Origin of the sequence: Sphingomonas parapaucimobilis NBRC 15100 (assembly GCF_000787715.1) — a bacterium.
Classification (GTDB): domain Bacteria; phylum Pseudomonadota; class Alphaproteobacteria; order Sphingomonadales; family Sphingomonadaceae; genus Sphingomonas; species Sphingomonas parapaucimobilis.
This window is the reverse complement of sequence record NZ_BBPI01000035.1, coordinates 11,554-30,787: the sequence shown is the minus strand read 5'-3', so window position 1 is coordinate 30,787 and position 19,234 is coordinate 11,554. Positions and strand designations below refer to the sequence as shown.

Below are 19,234 nucleotides of genomic sequence, written 5' to 3'. Positions count from 1 at the left end.
CTCTCCCCCCGATGGGGATCAGGCTATCCGCTCAGCATCGCCGCGTCTACCACGGGAAACGCCGTCCATTTCTCCTGCGACTTCGCGCTGTCCAGCACCGCCTCGACGAACGCCATGGTGCGCAGTCCCGGCTCCAGCCCCGGATACCAGTTCGCCTCGCCCGGTACTTGGTCGTTGTTCGCGTCACCATCGCGCAAGGACCCTGCCACCGCGCGATAGAGGTTCCCGAACGCCTCGATATACCCTTCAGGATGGCCCGAGGGGGTGCGCAGGCGGGGCAGGGTGGTGGGGCTGAGACCCGGCCCTCCGGCGCGGACGATCTCGGCGGGGCGGTCGAGCCAGCGCAGGGTCAACGTGTTGGGCTCCATCTGCGACCATTCCAGCCCGCCCTTCTCGCCATGGATGCGCAGGCGCAGGCCGTTTTCCTCGCCCGCCGCCACCTGCGTCGCGCGCAACGTACCGCGCGCACCCTCGGCGAAGCGGAGCAGGACGTTGACGTCGTCGTCGAGCATCCGCCCCGCGACATGCGTCGTCACGTCCGCCGACAGCGCCTCGACCCGCAGCCCCGCGACATGCTCGGCCAGCTGGAAGGCGTGGGTGCCGATATCGCCCAGCGCCCCGCCAAGTCCCGCCCGCGCCGGGTCGGTGCGCCATTCGGCCTGTTTGTTGCCCTCGCGATCCAGCGGGCTGCTGAGCCAGCCCTGGACATATTCGACATGGACCAGCCGGATCGCCCCGAAATCGCCGCGCGCGACCCGTGCGCGCGCCTCCTCGACCATCGGGTAGCCGCTATAGGTGAAGGCCAGCGCATAGAGCTGGCCCGAGGCGCGCGCCGCTTCGGCGATGGCGCGGGCTTCGGCGAGGTTCATCGCCATCGGCTTTTCGCTGAACACGGGGAAACCGGCGTTCAAGGCGGCGATCGCCATCGGCGCGTGGAGGTGGTTGGGGGTGACGATCGCCACCGCATCGGCCCGCTCGTCCTCGGGCCGCGCACGTTCGTCGGCCAGCAGCGCGTCGATCGAATCATGCACCCGGTCGGGGGAGAGGCCCAGCTGCTCACCGCTCCGCCGGTTGCGCGCCGCATCGCTGCTGAACGTGCCCGCGACCAGGTCCCAGTCGCCGTCCAGCGCCGCCGCCATTCGGTGCACGCCCCCGATGAACGCGCCTTCGCCGCCGCCTGCCATGGCCAGCCGCAGTTTCCGTCCCGCCATCATCCTCTCTCCTGTCATCCCAATCGCTTATAACGCGATAATCGGTGCTTGCATGGCGTCGATTTAGCGGTAAACTCAGTCAACAACCAGCGAGTCTGGGCAAGAAAATTTCGGGAGAGAGAGGATGAGGCAGCTCATCGGGCTGGCCGCCGCCGTACCGGCCCTGGTCGCCGGGATCGTGGCCGTACAGGCGCCGTCCACTGCGCAGATCGCCCCCGCCGCAGGCGCGCAGGCCTTTGCCGCGTGCCGGGCCTGTCACACGCTCAACAAGGGCGGGCGTAACGGTGTCGGTCCCAATCTGAACGGCGTAATCGGACGCCAGGCGGGCTCGGTCGCAGGTTTCAACTATTCGCCCGCAATGAAGGCGTCCGGGCTGAAATGGGATGACAAGACTCTCAATGAGTTCATCGCCGCACCGATGAAGAAGGTGCCGGGCACGCGGATGCCGATCGGCGTCGCCGATCCGGCCAAGCGCGCCGCGCTGATCGCCTATCTCAAGGCCGAGACCAGCAAGTGACGGCGGCGGGGGCCATGCGCGGGCCGGGCATCTTCCTGGCGCAGTTCATGGGCGACGCCGCGCCGTTCGACACGCTCGATTCGGCGGCGCGCTGGATGGCGGAGGCGGGCTATGAGGGTGTGCAGATCCCGACCTGGGATGCGCGCTGTATCGACCTGAAGCTGGCCGCCGAAAGCCAGGATTATTGCGACGACCTCGCCGGGCGCTGTGCCGAGGCGGGGGTGGCGATCACCGAGCTGTCGACCCATTTGCAGGGGCAGCTGGTCGCGGTCCACCCGGCCTATGATGCGGCCTTTGACGGCTTCGCGCCGGAGGCGGTGCGGGGCAAGCCGGCCGAGCGCCAGCAATGGGCGGTGCAGCAACTCCATTACGCCGCCAAGGCCAGTCGGCGGTTGGGGCTGAAGGCGCACGCGACCTTTTCGGGCGCGCTCCTCTGGCCCTTCGTCTATCCCTGGCCGCAGCGGCCCGCCGGACTGGTCGCGGAAGGCTTTGCCGAACTGGGCAAGCGCTGGCGCCCGATCCTCGATGCGTTCGAAGAAGAGGGCGTCGACCTCTGCTACGAGTTGCATCCCGGCGAGGACCTGCACGACGGCACGACCTTCGAGCGGTTCCTGGACTCGGTCGGCGGCCATGCGCGGGCCAATATCCTCTACGACCCCAGCCATTTCGTGCTGCAGGCGATGGATTATCTGCAGTTCATCGACTTTTACCACGACCGCATCCGCATGTTCCACGTCAAGGATGCCGAGTTCAATCCGACCGGCCGCGCGGGCGTCTATGGCAGCTATGGCGATTGGGTCGACCGGCCCGGGCGCTTCCGTTCGCTGGGCGACGGGCAGGTGGATTTCGGCGGCATTTTCTCGAAGCTCACCCAATATGGTTACGCCGGTTGGGCGGTGCTGGAATGGGAATGCTGCCTGAAGCACCCGGAGGACGGCGCGCGGGAGGGGGCACCCTTCATCGCCGCGCATATGATCCGTCGCGCCGAACGCGCCTTCGACGATTTCGCCGGTGGCGGCGATCCGGCCGCCAATCGGCGCTGGCTGGGACTGTAACGATTGCAACGGCTTGACCATCCGCCCCGGAAGGTAAAGTCTGACAAAAATATAAGAAGCGGGAGAGGGGCATGGAAGCGATACCGGACAATCGGTCGCGGCTGTTCTGGCTGAGCGTGCTGGCGCTGTTCACGGCCGCAGCGAGTGCGGCCTTGCGCGCGGCGGTGGCGAGCAGCCTGAAGGCGGAATGGATCGATCCCATCGCGCCGGTCGAGGCGGGGGAGCTGATCGGATCGGCGCTGGGATCGGCGTTCTTGGGCTTTGCGGCGACCCTGTTCGTGGCGAGCGCGCTGCTGGACCGGATCGGCGCGCGGCAGATGCTGATCGGCTGTGGGCTGTGCTTCCTGCTCGGCACGGGCGCGATCATCGGGGCGGGCCATGTCGCAACCGGCATGGGAGTCTATCACATCGTCTGGGGCGGAATGCTCTTGAGCGGCATCGGCTGGGGGCTGGCCGAGGCGTCGATCAATCCGCTGACCGCGCGGCTCTACCCGGAGGAGACCACGCACCGGCTGAACGTGCTCCATGCCTGGTATCCCGGCGGGCTGATCGTCGGCGGGCTGGCGGGCGTGCTGCTGGCCGAAGTCCTGTCGTGGCAGGCGATCATGGCGCTGGTGCTGATCCCCGCGCTGGGCGTGCTGGTGATGGCGGCGACCACGCGCTTTCCGCCTGTCCCGCGCGCGGTGAAAGACGTCGGCTTTGGCGGCATGATCGCCGAAGTCTTCAAGCGGCCCAGCTTCTTCGTCTGGTTCGCCGCGATGTTCCTGACCGCCGCGTCCGAACTCGCGCCGGGCCAGTGGCTCGACGTGGCGCTTAGCAGCCGGGTGGGGATGCGCGGTATCCTGCTGCTCGTCTATGTCAGCGCGCTGATGTTCGTGTTCCGCCACTTTGCCGGGCGGATCGCGGGGCGGCTGTCCAATCCGGGGCTGCTCTGGGTGTCGAGCCTGATGGCAGGCATCGGCCTGTTCCTGCTGTCGCGCGCCCAGTCGCCGGTGGCGGCGGTGCTGGCCTCGACCGTCTGGGGGCTGGGCGTCTGTGCGATGTGGCCGACCATGCTGGCCTCGGTCGCGGAACGCTATCCGCGCGGCGGCGCCTGGGCGCTGGGCCTGGTCGGATCGGCGGGGGCTCTCGCCAGCTTCTTCGTCCTGCCGCGCCTGGGCGCGATGTTCGACGCGGCTAAGGTCGAGCTGGCAGGCGGGCCGGAGGCGTTCAAGCGGCTGACCGGCGAAGCGCTGCGCCAGGTCGAGGATGCGGCGGCGTCGCAGTCCTTTGCGCGGCTCGCCATCGTGCCGGTGATCCTGTTGTTCGTATTCGGCGGCATCTGGCTGGCCGAGCGCCGTCGTCCCCATCGCTCTGTTGCGGAGACTGTCGCATGAACTGGTCGCGTCGTACCGTCATGGGTGGCCTGGCCGCCGCTGTCCCCGCCGCCGCGCTGGCGGGCCGGAAATCGGGCAAGTCCTCGAATGCCGCGCGTTTTACCCTCGGCTTCGCGCCGCATCTGGGCAGCTTCGCCAGCCGGGGCGACAGCTCGGTCGAGCAGATCGCCTATGCCGCCGATCAGGGCTTCTGGGCGTGGGAGGACAATGAATACCGCCTCCGCCCCGTGGCCGAGCAGGAGGCGATCGCCAAGGCATTGCGCGACCGGAAGATGACGATGGGCGTGTTCGTCGCGTCGATGCCCAAATGGTCGGAGTCGCGCCCCCTGCTGGGTGGTGACGACGAGGGCGAACGGCAGGCCTTCCTCGCCGACGTGACCAGCGCGGTCGATGTCGCCAAGCGGGTCGGCGCGACGCGGATGACCGTCGTCACCGGCTTTATGGACAAGAAGCTGCACCCCGCAATCCAGATGGGCCGGATCATCGACGTGATGCGCCGCGCGGGCGACATCGTCGCGCCGCACGGGATGGCGCTGGTGATGGAGCCGCTCAACACGCGGACCAACCATCCGGGCGTCTTCATGCAGTCGATCGCGGAGGGCTATGCGGTGGCGCGCGGGGCGAACAGTCCCGGCGTGAAGGTGCTGGCGGACCTGTATCACGAGCAGATCCAGTCGGGGAATTTGATCCCGACCATGAAGCTGTGCTGGGACGAGATCGGCTATATCCAGTTCGGCGACAATCCGGGCCGTAACGAGCCGGGCAGCGGCGAGATCAATTACGCCAATATCTGCCGCTTCCTGAAGGCACAGGGCTATGCCGGGGTGATCGGCATGGAGCATGGCAATTCGGTCGAAGGGCGGGCGGGCGAAGACAAGCTGATCGCCGCCTATCGCGCGATCGATCCGAGAACATGAGGAGGGGAGCGATGCGGATGCTATCGTTGATCGCATTGGCCGTGGCGAGTGGTGCGGTGGCCCAGGGTCAGCAGGCGGACAAGCCGGGCATGGGCTTTCGCGACACGCCGATGCTGCCCGGTGGAAAATGGCATGTCCATGACCCCGACCGGCCCGCGCCGAAGGTCGTCACGCCCGCCGCGCAGCCCGGCGGTGCGCCGTCCGACGCGGTGGTGCTGTTCGACGGGCGCTCGATGGACGCCTGGACGCCCAGCGGCAAGCCATGGCTATTGAAAGACGGCGCGATGACCGTGCCCCCGCGCGACGGCAAGGCCGAGAGCGTGCTGGTCAGCAAGCAGAGCTTCGGCGACGTCCAGCTTCACCTCGAATTCCGCTCGCCCAACCCGCCGCAGAAATCGTCGCAGGACCGGGGCAATAGCGGCATCTGGTTCATGCAGCGCTACGAGGTGCAGATCCTCGACGGGTACGACAACCCGACCTATGCCGATGGGCAGGTCGGTGCGGTCTATGCCTGGAAGCCGCCGCTGGTGAACGCCGCGCGCAAACCCGGCCAGTGGCAGAGCTATGACATCATCTTCGAGCGGCCACGCTTCGCGGCGGACGGCAAGCTGTTGCGGCCCGCCTATGTCACCGCGTTGCTGAACGGCGTGGTGGTGCAGAATCATCAGGCGATGCTGGGCACCACCATCTGGCGACAGGTCGAAAAATACCAGGCGCATGGCGATGCCGCGCCGATCCAGCTTCAGGATCATGACTCGCCCGTTTCGTTCCGCAATATCTGGGTCCGTCCGCTGCCGCCCGAGGCGATCGCGCAGGACCTGCCGGAGGATGCCCGATGACCCCCCATATCGACCGCAGACATGCCCTGGCGGGGATCACCGCCATGTTCGGCTCCGCGCTGTTCGCGCCGATCGCGCGAGCGGCGGGCGCGGTGGAGCAGGCGCGCGGCACCATCCCCGTCATCTCCGACGGCCCGCCCAGCGTCGCCGTCTTCACCCCCGTCCAGCGCGCGACGATGACCGCGCTGGCCGACCGCGTGATCCCGACCACCGACACGCCCGGTGCGATCGCGGCCGGGGTGCCCGCCTTTATCGAAAAGATGCTGGCCGACTGGTCGCTGCCCGCCGACCGGGTGCCGATCATCGCCGGGCTGAACGCGATCGAGGCGCGCAGCCAGAGCGTCAACAAGGTGCCCGCCGCCAAGGCCAGCCCCGCGCAACAGGACACGCTGCTGACCGAGGCGATGGAGGGCGTGCTGCCCGAGGGGCGCGCGTTCTTCGAGCCGTTCCGGCAGCTGGTCATCACCGGCTACTACACGTCGGAGATCGGCATCACGCAGGAGCGCGAATATCTGCCGGTGCCGGGCGAATATGACGGCGCCTATCCCTATTCCAAGGTCAACAAGGTGTATTCGGCATGATCGATCGTCGTTCTCTCATGGGCGCGGGGCTGGGCTTAGGCGCGGCGGCGATGCTGCCGGGCATGGCGCAGGCCGCGAAGCTCGGCGCCATCGGGCTCCAGCTTTATACGATCCGCGAGCTGTTCGCGGCCGATCCGGTCAAGACCCTGGAGGCGGTGGCCAAGATCGGCTACCGCGAAGTCGAATATGGCGGGGGCGGCTATGACGCGATGGATCATGCCATGCTCCGCCGTACGCAGGACCGGCTGGGGCTGAAGGCGCCATCGATCCATGTCCCCTATGAGTTGCTGCTCGGCAAGTTCGACAAGTGCGTCGCGATGGCCAAGACGCTGGGTTCGGATACCATCATTCTGCCGTACATGATCGATCGGCATCGGACCGAGGCGGGCTGGAACGCGGCGCTGCCCAACATCAATCGCTTCGCCGCGCAGTTGAAGGCGGCGGGGCTGGGTTTCGCCTATCACAATCACGACTTCGAATTCACCAACAAGCCCGGCGGCATCAGCCTGTACGACCGGTTGCTCAAGGGCACCGATCCGACGCTCGTGAAGGTCGAGATCGATCTGTACTGGGCGATCCATGCGGGCGAGGATGCGGCGGGGCTGATCCGGCGGCTGGCCGGGCGCATCTATGCCTATCACGTCAAGGACGCGCGCGCCGACGGCAGCATGACCGCGGTGGGTGCGGGCAAGATCGACTTCGCCTCGCTCTTCAAGCTCAATGGCCTGGCGGGCGTGAAGCATTTCTATGTCGAGAACGACCAGGCGCCCGCGCCCTATCTGCCCGACATCACGACCAGCTACCGGACGCTGAAAGCGCTTCGATTCTAAAACGACAAGAACGATATAGGGAGGATAGCCATGGCGGCGACGAACCGTTTCGACGCGATCGTGATCGGGTCGGGGATCAGCGGCGGTTTCGCCGCCAAGGAACTGACCGAAAAGGGCCTGCGCGTGCTGATGCTCGACCGCGGCGTCATGGTCGAGCATGGCGAGGGCTATCCCTATGACGGCAAGCCGCCGTTCGAGGTGCCCGCGCGCAACATCATGCCAAAGCCCTTGCTGGAGAGCGATTATTTCATCGCCAAGCAGGGTTATGTCGCCCCCAGCAACCAGAAATTCTACAATGACGACCGGCTGAACCCCTATGCCTATGACGAGGGGAGCAAATTCTACTGGATCCGGCCCGCTGCGGTTGGCGGCAAGTCGCTGATCTGGGGGCGCTGGTCGTTCCGCTGGAGCGCGGACGATTTCGAGGCGAACAAGCGCGAGGGCGTCGCCGCCGACTGGCCGATCCGGTACGAGGATGTCGCGCCCTGGTATTCCTATGTTGAGAAATATATCGGTGTCTCGGGCTCGCGGGAGAATCTACCCTATCTGCCGGATAGCGAGTTCCAGCCGCCGATGCCGATGAACGTGGCGGAGAAGTGGCTGAAGGAGCGGCTGGAAGGCCAGTTTCCCGGCCGCAAGCTGATCCACACCCGCCTGTCCAACATGACCGAGGACAAGCCCGACCAGAACCGCACGAAATGCCAGTTCCGCAACCAGTGCGGCAATGGCTGCTCCTTCGGCGCCTATTTCTCGACGCAAGCCGTGACGCTGCCTGCCGCGCGCGCAACCGGGCGGCTGACGCTTCAGTCGGATGCGGTGGTGACGGGGATCGACTATGACCCCGCCAAGAAGAAAGTCACCGGCGTCCGCTATGTCGATGCCAAGACCGGGCAGGCACAGACGGTCCAGGCGAATCTCGTCTTTGTCTGCGCCTCGGCCATGGCGTCGGTGCAGATCCTGATGAACTCGCGCGCGCCCGGCTCGGAGCGCAGCCATTTCGACAGCAGCGGGACGCTGGGCCGCTATGTCATGGACCATATCTTCCGCGTCGGCGTGTCGGGCGAGATTCCGGGCATGGACGACCTGATCGAATATGGCCGTCGTCCGGGCGGGGTCTATGTGCCGCGCTTCCGCAACCTGAAGGGCGACGAGGGGCTGGGGTTCCGGCGCGGTTATGGCTATCAGGGTTCGGCCTATCGCAACGCCGCCAAGCCGGTCGGCTTCGGCGCGGAGATGAAGCATGGGATGCGCCGCTATGGCCCGTGGCAGTTCAGCATGGGCGCGTTCGGCGAATGCCTGCCCTATGAGGATAATCGCGTGTCGCTGCATTCCAGCAAGGTCGATCGCTTCGGCGTGCCGCTGATGAGGTTCGATGTGACCTTCCGCGACAACGAGTTGAAGATGATGGCCGACGCCCGGCGCGAGGGCGAGGCGATGCTGCGCGCGGCGGGGCTGAAGAACGTGACCAGCGGCGAGTCCGAGCATGTGCCCGGCGACGCGATCCACGAAATGGGCGGCGCGCGCATGGGCGCGGACCCCCGCCAATCGGTGCTCAACAAATGGAGCCAGGCGCATGACGCGTCCAATCTCTATGTCACGGACGGGGCGCAAATGGCGTCGGTGTCGTGCGTGAACCCCTCGCTGACCTTCATGGCGCTGACCGCGCGGGCGGCGGACCATGCGGTCAAGGGGCTGAAGGCGGGGGCGGTCTGAGGTTGGAGGCCGTCGAGTTGATCTGGGCAAAGTCCCTCCCCTTCAGGGGAGGGGTTGGGGTGGGGCCTCACCAAGTGCTTTCCGCCTGCGGAAGCGCCCCACCCCCATCCCCTCCCCTGAAGGGGAGGGGCGCTTTTCTTTGACCTCGTCCACCGCAAAGCCCTCCATCCCTACCAAACGCCCCGAAGGCGTCACCATCCGCGCGGTCGGCGAGCGGGCGGGGGTGTCGGCGATGACCGTGTCCAACGTCATCAACGGCGCAGGCCGGGTCAGCCCCGCGACACGCGACGCCGTGCTCGCGGCGATCGAGGCGCTGGGCTATGTCCCCAATGTCGCGGCGCGGCGGCTGGCCAAGGCGCGGGCGACGACTTTGGGCCTTTTATACAGCGACAAGGGCACCCCGTTCATCGACTCGGTGCTGCTCGGTGCGCTGCGGGCGAGCAATGCGAGGGGCCTGCAATTCATCGCCCAGGCCGAGGAAGGGCTGACCCGCGCGTCGGCCGAGGCAGCGCTGCGCACGCTGGTGCAGAGCGGCGCGGCGGCGGTGCTGCTGCTGCCCCCCTTTGCCGAATTGCTGAGCGGATCGGGCCTGTTCGAGGAACTGGGCGTCGCGGCGGCGGCGATCGCGACGGGGCAGACCATGCCCGACATGGCGACCGTGCGGATCGACAATCGCGCGGCGATGGCGGCGATGACCGCGCATGTCGTGGAGGCCGGGCATCGCCGCATCGGCTTCCTGGCGGGGCCGCAGCATTTCTCGGTCGCCGACGAGCGGCTGGCGGGCTTTCGCGACGGGCTGGCGGCGGGCGGCCTGGCCTATGATCCCGCACTGGTCGTGCGCGCCGGGTTCGATCCGGCGGCGGGCGCGGCGGCGGGGCGGGAACTGCTCGACCGACCCGATCGGCCGAGCGCGATCCTGTGCAGCAGCGACGACATGGCGGCGGGGCTGATCGGTGAGGCGTCTCGCCGGGGCCTGCGGCTGCCGGACGAACTGGCGGTCACCGGATTCGACGACACCGCGATCGCGGCGCGGCTCTGGCCACCGCTGACCGTGATCCGCCAGCCGGTCGGCGACATGGCCTTTCGTGCGGTCGAGCAGGTGCTGGCGGCGCTGCGCTCGCGGGTGGTGGAGGACCGGGTGGTGGATTTCGAGCTGGTGGTGCGGGAATCGGTGGGGCTTACCGCCTCATAAACCTCACCTCCGTTCGCGCTGAGCGAAGTCGAAGTGCACGCCCCGGACCCTGCCGCAGGGGTTTCCCTTGGCCTTCGACTACGCTCAGGCTGAACGGAGGTAGGTAGAAGTTCCCTCCTCCTCCGCCGCCCCGGGGAACGAAGCCTTACCCCGTCCGCCCATAATCCGCGATCAGCGCCACCTCTTCGGGATCGCCCAGCACCACGCCGACGCGCTGGTGCAGGCCGACCGCCTCGACCTCCATGATCGGAATGGCCCCGTCGATCGACGCGCCGCCCGCCTGCTCGATCAGGAAGCTCATCGGGTTCGCTTCATAGAGCAAACGCAGCTTGGCCTTGCCGTCCTTGCGGTGGTCGCCCGGATACAGGAACACCCCGCCGCGCTTCAGGATACGGTGGACGTCCGCCACCATCGAGGCGGTCCAGCGCATATTGTAATCCTCGCCCAGCGGCCCCTCGGTGCCCAGGATGCGCTCCTCGATATAGCGGGCAATGCCGGGCGACCATTGGCGGCGGCGCGCCATGTTGATCGCGAATTCCTTCGTACCCGTCGGAATACGCATCGGCCCGTCGGTCAGCCGCCACGACCCGATCTCGCGGTCGAGCGTGAACTCATAGACGCCGGTGCCGACCGTCAGGACCAGCAACGTCTGCGGACCGTAAATGGCATAGCCCGCCGCCACCTGCGCGCGGCCGGGCTGGAGGAAATCGGCCTCGGTCACTTCGCGCCCTGCGCAATCCTCGGGCGCGCGCAGGACCGAGAAGATGGTGCCGACCGACAGGTCGACATCGACATTGCTCGACCCGTCGATGGGATCGAACAGCAACAGATATTCGCCGCGCGGGAAGCGGTTGGGGATGCGGTGGATCGTCTCCATCTCCTCCGACGCCATCGCCGCCAGATGCCCGCCCCATTCGTTCGCGTCGAGCAGCAGGTCGTTGGCGATCACGTCCAGCTTCTTCTGGACCTCGCCCTGCACATTCTCGCTGCCCAGGCTGCCGAGCACATCGCCCAGCGCGCCCTTGGAGATGGCCTGGTTCACCGCCTTGCACGCGCGCGCGACGGTTTCGATCAGCAGGCGGAGTTCGGCGGGGCAGGTCTCTTCGGAGCGGCGCTGCTCCTCGATCAGGAAACGGGTCAGCGTCGTCTGGCGCGGCGTCGTCATCGATTGCTCCGGGAAGGGCCGGGGGGGGGATGATCGGCCCCGCGGGCTCCCTCCCGCCGGGCCAAGCCATGGTGGCGGGCGGACCATGGACCGGCCTCTTCGCATGCGCAACCTGACGTTAAGCAAAGCTGGCGCTTTATGGGACCGTAGCAAATCTGTTATATCCCACTTCGCAAATGGGATATGATGGAAGTCGGAGGATCGCATATGACGACCGGACGGCTGATGACGGATACCCTCGTTCAGGGTCATGCCCCGACGGGCATCGACGGCATCGTATCGGCGTTGCGCACCGCCCGGCATGGCTGGCGGGTGCGGCAGGATGCGGGCCGCGATGTCGAGCGTTTTCCCTCGCGCAGCGGGGTCGAGGATGTCGTCGCGCTGGTCGCCGCCGCGCTCTATCCGCGTCGTCTGGGCCATTTTCGCGGCGGTGTGCAGGAGGAGGATCGCTTCGTCGCCGCCAAGCTGCTCGCCGCGCTGACCGCCTTGGAACGCAAGATCGGCGCGGAGCTGGCCTATTGGCAGAAGGATGTCGATGCGGCCTTCCCGCCCGAGCAGGCGGCGCTGGTGTCGCGGCTGTTCGGTGCCACGCTGCCGCAGGTGCGCGAGCTGATCGACAGCGATGTCGAGGCGGCGTTCCTGGCCGATCCCGCCGCGCGCAGCGTCGATGAGATATTGCTCTGCTATCCCGGTGCCATCGCCAGCCTGCACCACCGTATCGCGCATGAGCTGAACGCGCTGGGCGCACCGATCGTGGCGCGGATGATCTCCGAACTGGCCAATGAACGGACCGGGATCGACATCCATCCGGGCGCGACCATCGGGCGGCACTTCTTCATCGACCATGGCACCGGCGTCGTCGTCGGCGAGACCGCGATCATCGGCGAGCGGGTGCGCGTCTATCAGCATGTGACGCTGGGCGCGCGCTCGGCACTGGGCACCGCGCCGCGCTCCCCGCGCGACCGCTTTGCGCGCCATCCCATCGTCGAGGATGACGTCATCATCTATGCGGGCGCGACGATCCTGGGGCGGGTGACGATCGGAGCGCGCTCGGTGATCGGGGGCAATGTCTGGCTGCTGACCGATGTCGAGCCGGACAGCGTGCTCGTCCAGCCCGAGGCGCTGGCCCTGCCACGCGCCGAGGGGCGGGCGCTGCGGCAGGAATTGGAGGGGACGGCATGAAGCAGGGGCGCAAACCGGTCATCGGCCTGATGTGCGGCAATGAGGTGTCGAACCGCCCGATCCAGGCGGTCGCGACGCGCTTCATCGATCCGCTGGTCCAGCTGTGTGGTGCCAGCGTGCTGATCGTCCCCGCCGTGCCGGAAGCGGTCGACACTGCGCTGATGGCCGACATGCTCGACGGGCTGCTGCTGACCGGCGGACGGTCGCATGTCGCGCCCGCGCAATATGGCGATTGCGCCGAACTGGCCCCGCAAGCCTGCGACCCGCAGCGGGACTCGGTTGCGCTGGCGCTGGCCGGGCGGATGATCGAGCGCGGCAAGACGGTGTTCGGTATCTGCCGGGGGATGCAGGAGATCAATGTGCTGTTCGGCGGGTCGCTGACCTGCTTGGGCGGCCTGCCGCGCCATCATCGCGGATCGTGGGAAGGCGATTACGACATGCTGTTCGGCCATCACCATCCGGTCGACCTGATGCCCGGCGGCGCGCTGGCCGGGCGCAGCGGGCATCGCCGGGTCGAGGTCAATTCGGTGCATCAGCAGGGTGTCGACCGGCTGGGCTATGGCCTGGTGGTCGAGGCACGCGATGCCGAAGACGGACTGATCGAGGCGTTCCGCGCGCCCGGCTGCGGCGCAGACGTGCTGGCGGTGCAATGGCATCCCGAATGGGACATTGCGACCTGCGGCGTGGCGCGCGGCTTCTTCACCATGCTGGGCGAGTCGGTGCGCGGTCACGCCTGACGAGGGGGTTTGCTAGTTTCAGTCAATCGGCCCCAACCCCTCCCCTTCAGGGGAGGGGTTGGGGTGGGGCCTCGCCATTTGATACCGCACTTGTGGAAGCGCCCCACCCCCGGCCCCTCCCCTGAAGGGGAGGGGAGATTGCGCCCGTATCCGCTTGTCATATCTTCTCGCATCAATCGCATCCCCGGCGGAACTCCTCCGATAGCGCTTGCCATCAACCCTGCCTCCACCATAGAGTCGCGCTCATAAAATAAGACTTTCATGGAGAAGGAGTCGTCATGGCGGCACTTGGCACGGGACGGCATAAGCGAGGACATGGCTGATGGCCCTGCCTGTCGATCTACCCCCCAGGGCCGTGACGGGGCAGGGCGGTGACGCCGCAGGCCAGGGCGGCACAGTCGCGCGCGGTTATCTCCCCGCGCTGATAATCACGGTCAGCCTGTTCTTCCTGTGGGGGATGGCGAACAACCTCAACGACATCCTGATCGCGCAATTCCGCAAGGCCTTCACGCTCAGCGATTTCGGGACCAGCTTCGTCCAGCAGGTCTTCTATCTCGGCTATTTCCTGCTCGCGGTGCCCGCCTCGATGGTGATGCGCCGTTATGGCTACAAGGCGGCGATCGTGCTGGGGCTGACGCTCTATGGCACGGGCGCGCTGCTCTTCTATCCGGCGGCGGCGGCGAGCCTGTACCAGCTGTTCCTGCTCGGCCTGTTCGTCATCGCGGCGGGCCTGGCCTTTCTCGAAACCTCGGCCAATCCGCTGATGGGGGAGCTGGGCGATCCGGCGGGGGCGACCCGGCGGCTCAACTGGGCGCAGGCGGCCAATCCGCTGGGCGCGATCACTGGCATCCTGATCGGGCGCTTCTTCATCCTGTCGGGCATCGAGCATGACGAGCGCGCGCTCGCCACGATGGACGCCGCCGCGCGCACCGCCTTCTACAAGGCCGAGGTACAGGCCATCGCACCGCCCTATGTCGCGATCGCGATCATCGTGCTGTTGTTCGCCGTCGCGACCGCGCTGGTCCGTTTCCCCACTGGCGCGCCGGTGCGGGCGGAGGATGAGGGGCGCAGCGGCCGCTTCGTCGACGTGTTCCGCCAGCCGCGCCTGATGGGCGCGGTCGTCGCGCAGTTCTTCTATGTCGGCGCGCAGGTCGGTGTGTGGAGCTACACGATCCGCTATGCGCAGGCCAATGTCGGGCTGAACGAGCGGGGTGGCGCGGATGCGCTGTTCGTCTCGCTGGTGCTGTTCGCCGCCGGGCGCTTCCTGGGCAGCGCGCTGATGGGCCGCGCCGGGCCGGTGAAGCTGCTGACGCTGTTCGCGGGGCTTTCGGTGCTGCTGACCGCCGTGGCGGCCGTGCTCGGCGGCTGGCCGGGGCTGATCGCGCTGGTCGCGGCCAGCTTCTTCATGTCGATCCAGTTCCCGACGATCTTCGCGCTCGGGATCGAGGGGTTGGGGCCGCTGCGCCGGGCGGGGGCGTCGCTGATCGTGATGGCGATCATCGGCGGCGCGGGGCTGACCGCGCTGATGGGCTTGGTGTCCGACCATGCCGGCATTACCAGCGCCATGCTGGTCCCGACCGCCAGCTTTGTGGTCGTGACGATATTCGCCCTGATGATGGGCCGCCGTAAGGAGAGAGATTGATGAACCGTCTGCAGGGTAAGCGGGCGATCGTGACGGGCGCCGGACAGGGTATCGGCCGCGCCGCCGCCGAGCTGTTCGCCGCCGAGGGCGCGCAGGTGATCGCGGTCGATCGCAACGCCGACGCGCTGGCCAGCCTTCGGGGCTGTACGACCGAGACACTGGACCTGACCGATCCGGCGGCTATCGCGGCGTTCGGCGAGCGGACGGGCGCGGTCGATGTGCTGTTCAACTGCGCGGGCTATGTCGATGCGGGCGACCTGCTGGCGACGCAGGACGGCGGATATCGCCTGTCCTTCGACCTGAACGTCCATGCGATCACCCATATGCTCCAGGCCTTCGTGCCCGCGATGATCGCGCAAGGGGGCGGCTCGATCGTCAACATGGCCTCGGTCGCGGGCGCGATCATCGGCGTCGGCAACCGCTATGCCTATTGCGCCTCCAAGGCGGCGGTGGCGGGGATCACCCGGTCGGTCGCCCTCGACTATGTCGGCAAGGGCATTCGCTGCAACGCGATCTGCCCCGGCACCGTCCAGTCGCCCAGCCTCGACGAGCGACTGGCCGCGACCGGCGATGCGGAGGCGGCGCGTGCCGCCTTTGTCGCGCGCCAGCCCATGGGGCGGCTGGGCCGGGCCGAGGAGGTCGCATCGCTCGCGCTTTACCTCGCCTCGGACGAGAGCGCCTATACCACCGGCCAGCTGCACGCCATCGACGGCGGGTGGACGATGGCGTGACGCACACGCGCCCGCCTTTTGTCGACGCGCATTTCCACCTGTGGGATCACGCCGTGCTGCGCTACCCATGGCTGGACGCGCCCGAGACGGCGCCGATCGCCGCGAGCTATCGGATCGCCGATTATCGGGCGGAGCTGGCGGCGTGGAATCCGGCGGGTGCGGTGCATGTCGATGCGGGCGCGCATCCCGACCAGGGCGCGGACGAGACGGTCTGGCTGAACGGCGTCGCGGATGAGGACGGCCTGCCCGGGGGTATCGTCGCGCGGGTCGAACTCGACCATCCGGCGGTCGAGGCGCAATTGGCGTGGCAGGCGGCTCAGCCACGGGTGAAGGGCATCCGCCACCTCATCAACTGGCATCCGACCGACCCCGCGCGCCGGGCCTATGAGCGTGACCTGACCCGCGATCCACGCTGGCGGGCGGGTTATGCGCTGCTTGGTCGCCATGGGCTGAGCTATGATTTCCATGGCTTTCCCGCGCAACTGGCGGGACTGGCGGAGGTCGCGGCGCAGCATATCGAGGTGCCGGTCATCCTCAACCACCTCGCCTTGCCCATCCCGGCGGACGGGCTGGAGGAATGGCGCGCCGGGCTGGTCGCCTTTGCAGCCATGCCCCATGCCGCGATCAAGCTGTCGGGGGCGGGCTTTGTCGGGCCGCGTTTCGATCCGGTCCATTTCGCGGACATCGTGGCTGAGGTGATCGATCGCTTCGGCACGTCGCGCGTGATGGTCGCGACCAACTTCCCGACCGACCGGCTTGCCGCCGATCTCGATCGCACGCTCGGCGTATACGAGACATTGCTGAGCGGCTTTTCCGATGACGAGCGGCGCGACCTGTGGGGGCGCAATGCCAACCGGATCTATCGACTGGGCCTGAACCTATGACCGACATTCCCCGTCGCAAGATGGGCCGGACCGACTGCGCCTTGCCCGAGCTGGGCTTCGGCGCGGCGGCGATGGGCAATCTCTATGCCGCGATCGACGATGCCAGCGCCGCCGCGACGCTGGACGCCGCGCTGTCGGCCGGTCTCCGCTATTTCGATACCGCGCCGCATTATGGCCGGGGCCTGAGCGAGCGGCGGCTCGGTGACGCGCTGCGGGGGCGGGGTGACGTGTTCGTCTCGACCAAGGTCGGGCGGCTGATGGACCCGGACGCCAGCATCACCGATGCCCGGGAGCGCGACGGCTTCCACTCCGCCATGCCGTTCAGACCGCGCTACGACTATAGCTATGACGGCATCCTGCGCAGCCATGAGCACAGCCTGCAACGGCTTGGCCTGGCGCGTGTCGATATACTGTTCGTCCACGACATCGGCCGGGTCACGCATGGCGAGGCCGATGCGCGCTATCGCGAGCAACTGATCGCGGGCGGCGGGTTCCGCGCGCTGGAGAGCTTGCGCGACCAGGGTGCGATCTCGGGCTTCGGGCTGGGCGTCAACGAGGTCGAGGTCTGCCTGGACCTGATGGAGGCGGCGCGGTTCGACGTGATCCTGCTCGCCGGGCGCTATACCCTGCTGGAACAGGGTGCGCTCAATGCGCTGTTCCCCGCCTGCGCTATGGCAGGCACGTCGATCGTGGTCGGCGGTCCCTATAATAGCGGCATCCTGGCGACCGGCAGTGCGGCCGCCGGGCGCTATAATTACGCGCCCGCGCCCGAGGCGGTGCTGACCAAGGTCCGCGCGCTGGAGGCGGTGGCCGCGCGGCACCATGTTTCGCTGCCCGCCGCCGCGCTCGCCTTCGTGCTGGCCCATCCGCTGGTGGCCAGCGTCATTCCCGGTATCGCCGATCCGCAACAGGTATCCGACACGATGCGACTTTACGCCGAACCCATCCCGTCCGCCTTCTGGACGGAACTGCGTGACCAGGGGCTGGTCCGTCCCGACGCGCCCCTGCCGGGAGAGGGGGCATGAGCGTCGCCGCCATCCGGCTGACCCCGACCGACAATGTCGCGGTCTGCTGCCGCACGGTCGAGCCGGGCGAGCATATCCTGGTCGACGGCCATGCGCTGACCGTCACCGAACGCGTCGCGCTGGGCCACAAGCTGGCGGTCGTGGCACTGGCGGCCGGCGACAAGGTCATCAAATACGGCATGCCGATCGGATCGATGACGCATGACGCGCCCGCCGGTGGCTGGGTCCATATGCACAACATGCAAAGCGACTATATCCCCGCGCATCTGCGCGACGCGCACGGAGATCACGCATGAACACGGGCATGACTGGGGCCATGGCCGAACGGACCTGGCAGGCCTGGGCGCGCCCCGACGGCCGCAAGGGCATTCGCGACGCGATCGTCGTCGTCTACCTGGTCGAATGCGCGCATCATGTCGCGCGGCGGATCGTCGACCGGATGGACGACCCGCGTGTGCAGCTGATCGGCTTTCCCGGCTGCTACCCCAATGACTATGCGCTGGCGATGATGAAGGCGCTGACCACGCACCCCAATGTCGGCGGCGTCGTCCTGTTGTCGCTGGGCTGCGAGAGCTTCAACCGCGAGGCGCTGGCCGCCAATGTGCGCGAGCAGGGCCGCCCGGTCGAGACGATCGTCATCCAGCAGTCGGGCGGCACGCGCGGCGCGATGGAGGCAGGGATCGCCGCCGTCGAGCGCGTCCGGGCGGCGGCGGATGCGCAAGCCGTGCGCGTGCCCATGGCGCTGTCCGAACTGGTGATCGGCACCATCTGCGGCGGGTCGGACGGGACCAGCGGCATCACCGGTAACCCGGCGGTCGGCCGCGCCTTCGACACGCTCTACGATGCGGGCGCGATCTGCATCTTCGAGGAAACCGGCGAGATGATCGGGTGCGAGGGCCATATGGCCGAGCGTGCCGCGACGCCGGAGGTGGCGCAGGACCTGATCGCCTCGGTCGCGCAGGCCGAGCGTTATTATCGCGCCATGGGCTATGGCAGCTTCGCGCCCGGCAATGCCGAGGGCGGCCTTTCGAGCCAGGAAGAGAAGTCGGCAGGCGCCTATGCCAAGTCGGGCAGCCGTCCGATCACCGGCGTCATCCTGCCCGCCGAACAGGCGCCGGGGCCGGGGCTGTACCTGCTCGACGTGGTGCCCGCGGGCGACCCCAAGTTCGGCTTCCCCAACATCGTCGACAATGCCGAAATCGGCGAACTGATCGCGTGCGGCGCGCATATCAACCTGTTCGTGACCGGGCGCGGCTCGGTGGTCGGCTCGGCCATCTCGCCGGTCATCAAGGTCGCGGCGAACCCGGAAATGTATGCCCGGATGGAGGGCGACATGGACGTGAATGCCGGTCGCATCCTGTACGGCGACGCGACGCTGGACGAAGTGGGGGCGGAGATCGTCGACCTGATCGTCGCGGTGTCGGGCGGCGCGCAGACCAAGTCGGAGTCGCTGGGGCATCAGGAGTTCGTGCTGACCTACAAGGCGGCGGGGGCGAAGGGACCGGGCTGTCTGCCGAACGCGGCGTAAGTAGGACTGAATCTCCCCTTCAGGGGAGGGGCCGGGGGTGGGGCGTTGCGGCGAGCACGGCGTTCGCGGTGAGGCCCCACCCCAACCCCTCCCCTGAAGGGGAGGGGCT

Annotated in this window: 19 protein-coding genes; 17 read left to right on the top strand and 2 right to left on the bottom strand. The window is 67.7% G+C overall.

Going from position 1 to position 19,234, the window contains the following annotated elements; genetic code table 11:
• Nucleotides 1-23: 23 nt before the first annotated feature.
• A complete protein-coding gene (locus SP5_RS06590) occupies nucleotides 24-1,214 on the bottom strand; it encodes a Gfo/Idh/MocA family protein (protein WP_084220595.1) in 1,191 nt (396 codons plus the stop codon).
• Nucleotides 1,215-1,335: 121 nt separating this feature from the next.
• On the opposite strand from SP5_RS06590, the gene SP5_RS06585 reads away from it, so the two are divergent.
• The 9 genes from SP5_RS06585 (at nucleotide 1,336) to SP5_RS06545 (ending at nucleotide 10,231) form a co-directional block, all read left to right on the top strand.
• Nucleotides 1,336-1,728, top strand: a complete 393-nt coding sequence (locus SP5_RS06585; protein WP_042485890.1) for a c-type cytochrome — start codon at nucleotides 1,336-1,338, stop codon at nucleotides 1,726-1,728.
• A gap of 14 nt (nucleotides 1,729-1,742) precedes the next feature.
• Complete coding sequence (locus SP5_RS06580) at nucleotides 1,743-2,783, top strand: sugar phosphate isomerase/epimerase family protein (protein ID WP_042486257.1); 1,041 nt, start codon at nucleotides 1,743-1,745, stop codon at nucleotides 2,781-2,783.
• A gap of 71 nt (nucleotides 2,784-2,854) precedes the next feature.
• The gene (locus tag SP5_RS06575) at nucleotides 2,855-4,159 is read left to right on the top strand and encodes an MFS transporter (RefSeq protein WP_042485887.1); all 1,305 of its coding nucleotides are present in this window, start codon (nucleotides 2,855-2,857) and stop codon (nucleotides 4,157-4,159) included.
• The gene (locus tag SP5_RS06570; protein ID WP_042485885.1) at nucleotides 4,156-5,076 is read left to right on the top strand and encodes a hydroxypyruvate isomerase family protein; all 921 of its coding nucleotides are present in this window, start codon (nucleotides 4,156-4,158) and stop codon (nucleotides 5,074-5,076) included. The genes SP5_RS06575 and SP5_RS06570 overlap by 4 nt, the downstream gene beginning before the upstream one ends.
• A gap of 17 nt (nucleotides 5,077-5,093) precedes the next feature.
• Entirely contained in the window at nucleotides 5,094-5,915 is an 822-nt protein-coding gene (locus SP5_RS06565; protein WP_369386074.1) for a 3-keto-disaccharide hydrolase, read from the top strand.
• Nucleotides 5,912-6,496, top strand: a complete 585-nt coding sequence (locus tag SP5_RS06560) for a gluconate 2-dehydrogenase subunit 3 family protein (protein ID WP_042485880.1) — start codon at nucleotides 5,912-5,914, stop codon at nucleotides 6,494-6,496. Before SP5_RS06565 ends, SP5_RS06560 begins: the two co-directional genes overlap by 4 nt.
• The gene (locus tag SP5_RS06555) at nucleotides 6,493-7,326 is read left to right on the top strand and encodes a sugar phosphate isomerase/epimerase family protein (RefSeq protein WP_042485878.1); all 834 of its coding nucleotides are present in this window, start codon (nucleotides 6,493-6,495) and stop codon (nucleotides 7,324-7,326) included. The genes SP5_RS06560 and SP5_RS06555 overlap by 4 nt, the downstream gene beginning before the upstream one ends.
• A 30-nt stretch (nucleotides 7,327-7,356) precedes the next feature.
• Nucleotides 7,357-9,039 (top strand): GMC family oxidoreductase, encoded by a 1,683-nt coding sequence (locus tag SP5_RS06550; RefSeq protein ID WP_042485875.1) that lies wholly within the window; start codon nucleotides 7,357-7,359, stop codon nucleotides 9,037-9,039.
• Nucleotides 9,040-9,178: 139 nt separating this feature from the next.
• A complete protein-coding gene (locus tag SP5_RS06545; protein ID WP_084220594.1) occupies nucleotides 9,179-10,231 on the top strand; it encodes a LacI family DNA-binding transcriptional regulator in 1,053 nt (350 codons plus the stop codon).
• A 145-nt stretch (nucleotides 10,232-10,376) separates the two neighbouring features.
• Here SP5_RS06545 and SP5_RS06540 read toward each other — a convergent pair whose 3' ends face one another.
• The gene (locus SP5_RS06540) at nucleotides 10,377-11,396 is read right to left on the bottom strand and encodes a class 1 fructose-bisphosphatase (RefSeq protein WP_042485872.1); all 1,020 of its coding nucleotides are present in this window, start codon (nucleotides 11,394-11,396) and stop codon (nucleotides 10,377-10,379) included.
• 225 nt (nucleotides 11,397-11,621) lie between these two features.
• Here SP5_RS06540 and epsC point away from each other — a divergent pair, with 225 nt between their 5' ends.
• From epsC to SP5_RS06500, 8 genes are all read left to right on the top strand, one after another.
• A complete protein-coding gene (epsC, locus tag SP5_RS06535) occupies nucleotides 11,622-12,578 on the top strand; it encodes a serine O-acetyltransferase EpsC (protein ID WP_042486251.1) in 957 nt (318 codons plus the stop codon).
• A complete protein-coding gene (locus tag SP5_RS06530; protein WP_174435516.1) occupies nucleotides 12,575-13,315 on the top strand; it encodes a gamma-glutamyl-gamma-aminobutyrate hydrolase family protein in 741 nt (246 codons plus the stop codon). Before epsC ends, SP5_RS06530 begins: the two co-directional genes overlap by 4 nt.
• Nucleotides 13,316-13,637: 322 nt before the next feature.
• The gene (fucP, locus tag SP5_RS06525; RefSeq protein WP_042485869.1) at nucleotides 13,638-14,957 is read left to right on the top strand and encodes an L-fucose:H+ symporter permease; all 1,320 of its coding nucleotides are present in this window, start codon (nucleotides 13,638-13,640) and stop codon (nucleotides 14,955-14,957) included.
• Nucleotides 14,957-15,688 (top strand): SDR family oxidoreductase, encoded by a 732-nt coding sequence (locus SP5_RS06520; RefSeq protein WP_042485866.1) that lies wholly within the window; start codon nucleotides 14,957-14,959, stop codon nucleotides 15,686-15,688. The genes fucP and SP5_RS06520 overlap by 1 nt, the downstream gene beginning before the upstream one ends.
• On the top strand, nucleotides 15,685-16,572 hold the full coding sequence (locus SP5_RS06515) for an amidohydrolase family protein (protein ID WP_042486245.1): 888 nt from the start codon (nucleotides 15,685-15,687) through the stop codon (nucleotides 16,570-16,572). The genes SP5_RS06520 and SP5_RS06515 overlap by 4 nt, the downstream gene beginning before the upstream one ends.
• Complete coding sequence (locus SP5_RS06510; protein WP_042485863.1) at nucleotides 16,569-17,597, top strand: aldo/keto reductase; 1,029 nt, start codon at nucleotides 16,569-16,571, stop codon at nucleotides 17,595-17,597. The genes SP5_RS06515 and SP5_RS06510 overlap by 4 nt, the downstream gene beginning before the upstream one ends.
• Nucleotides 17,594-17,893, top strand: a complete 300-nt coding sequence (locus SP5_RS06505; RefSeq protein ID WP_042485862.1) for a UxaA family hydrolase — start codon at nucleotides 17,594-17,596, stop codon at nucleotides 17,891-17,893. The genes SP5_RS06510 and SP5_RS06505 overlap by 4 nt, the downstream gene beginning before the upstream one ends.
• Nucleotides 17,890-19,125: a UxaA family hydrolase gene (locus SP5_RS06500; RefSeq protein ID WP_245613423.1), complete on the top strand. Its 1,236-nt coding sequence runs from the start codon at nucleotides 17,890-17,892 to the stop codon at nucleotides 19,123-19,125. The genes SP5_RS06505 and SP5_RS06500 overlap by 4 nt, the downstream gene beginning before the upstream one ends.
• Nucleotides 19,126-19,234 lie beyond the last annotated feature (109 nt).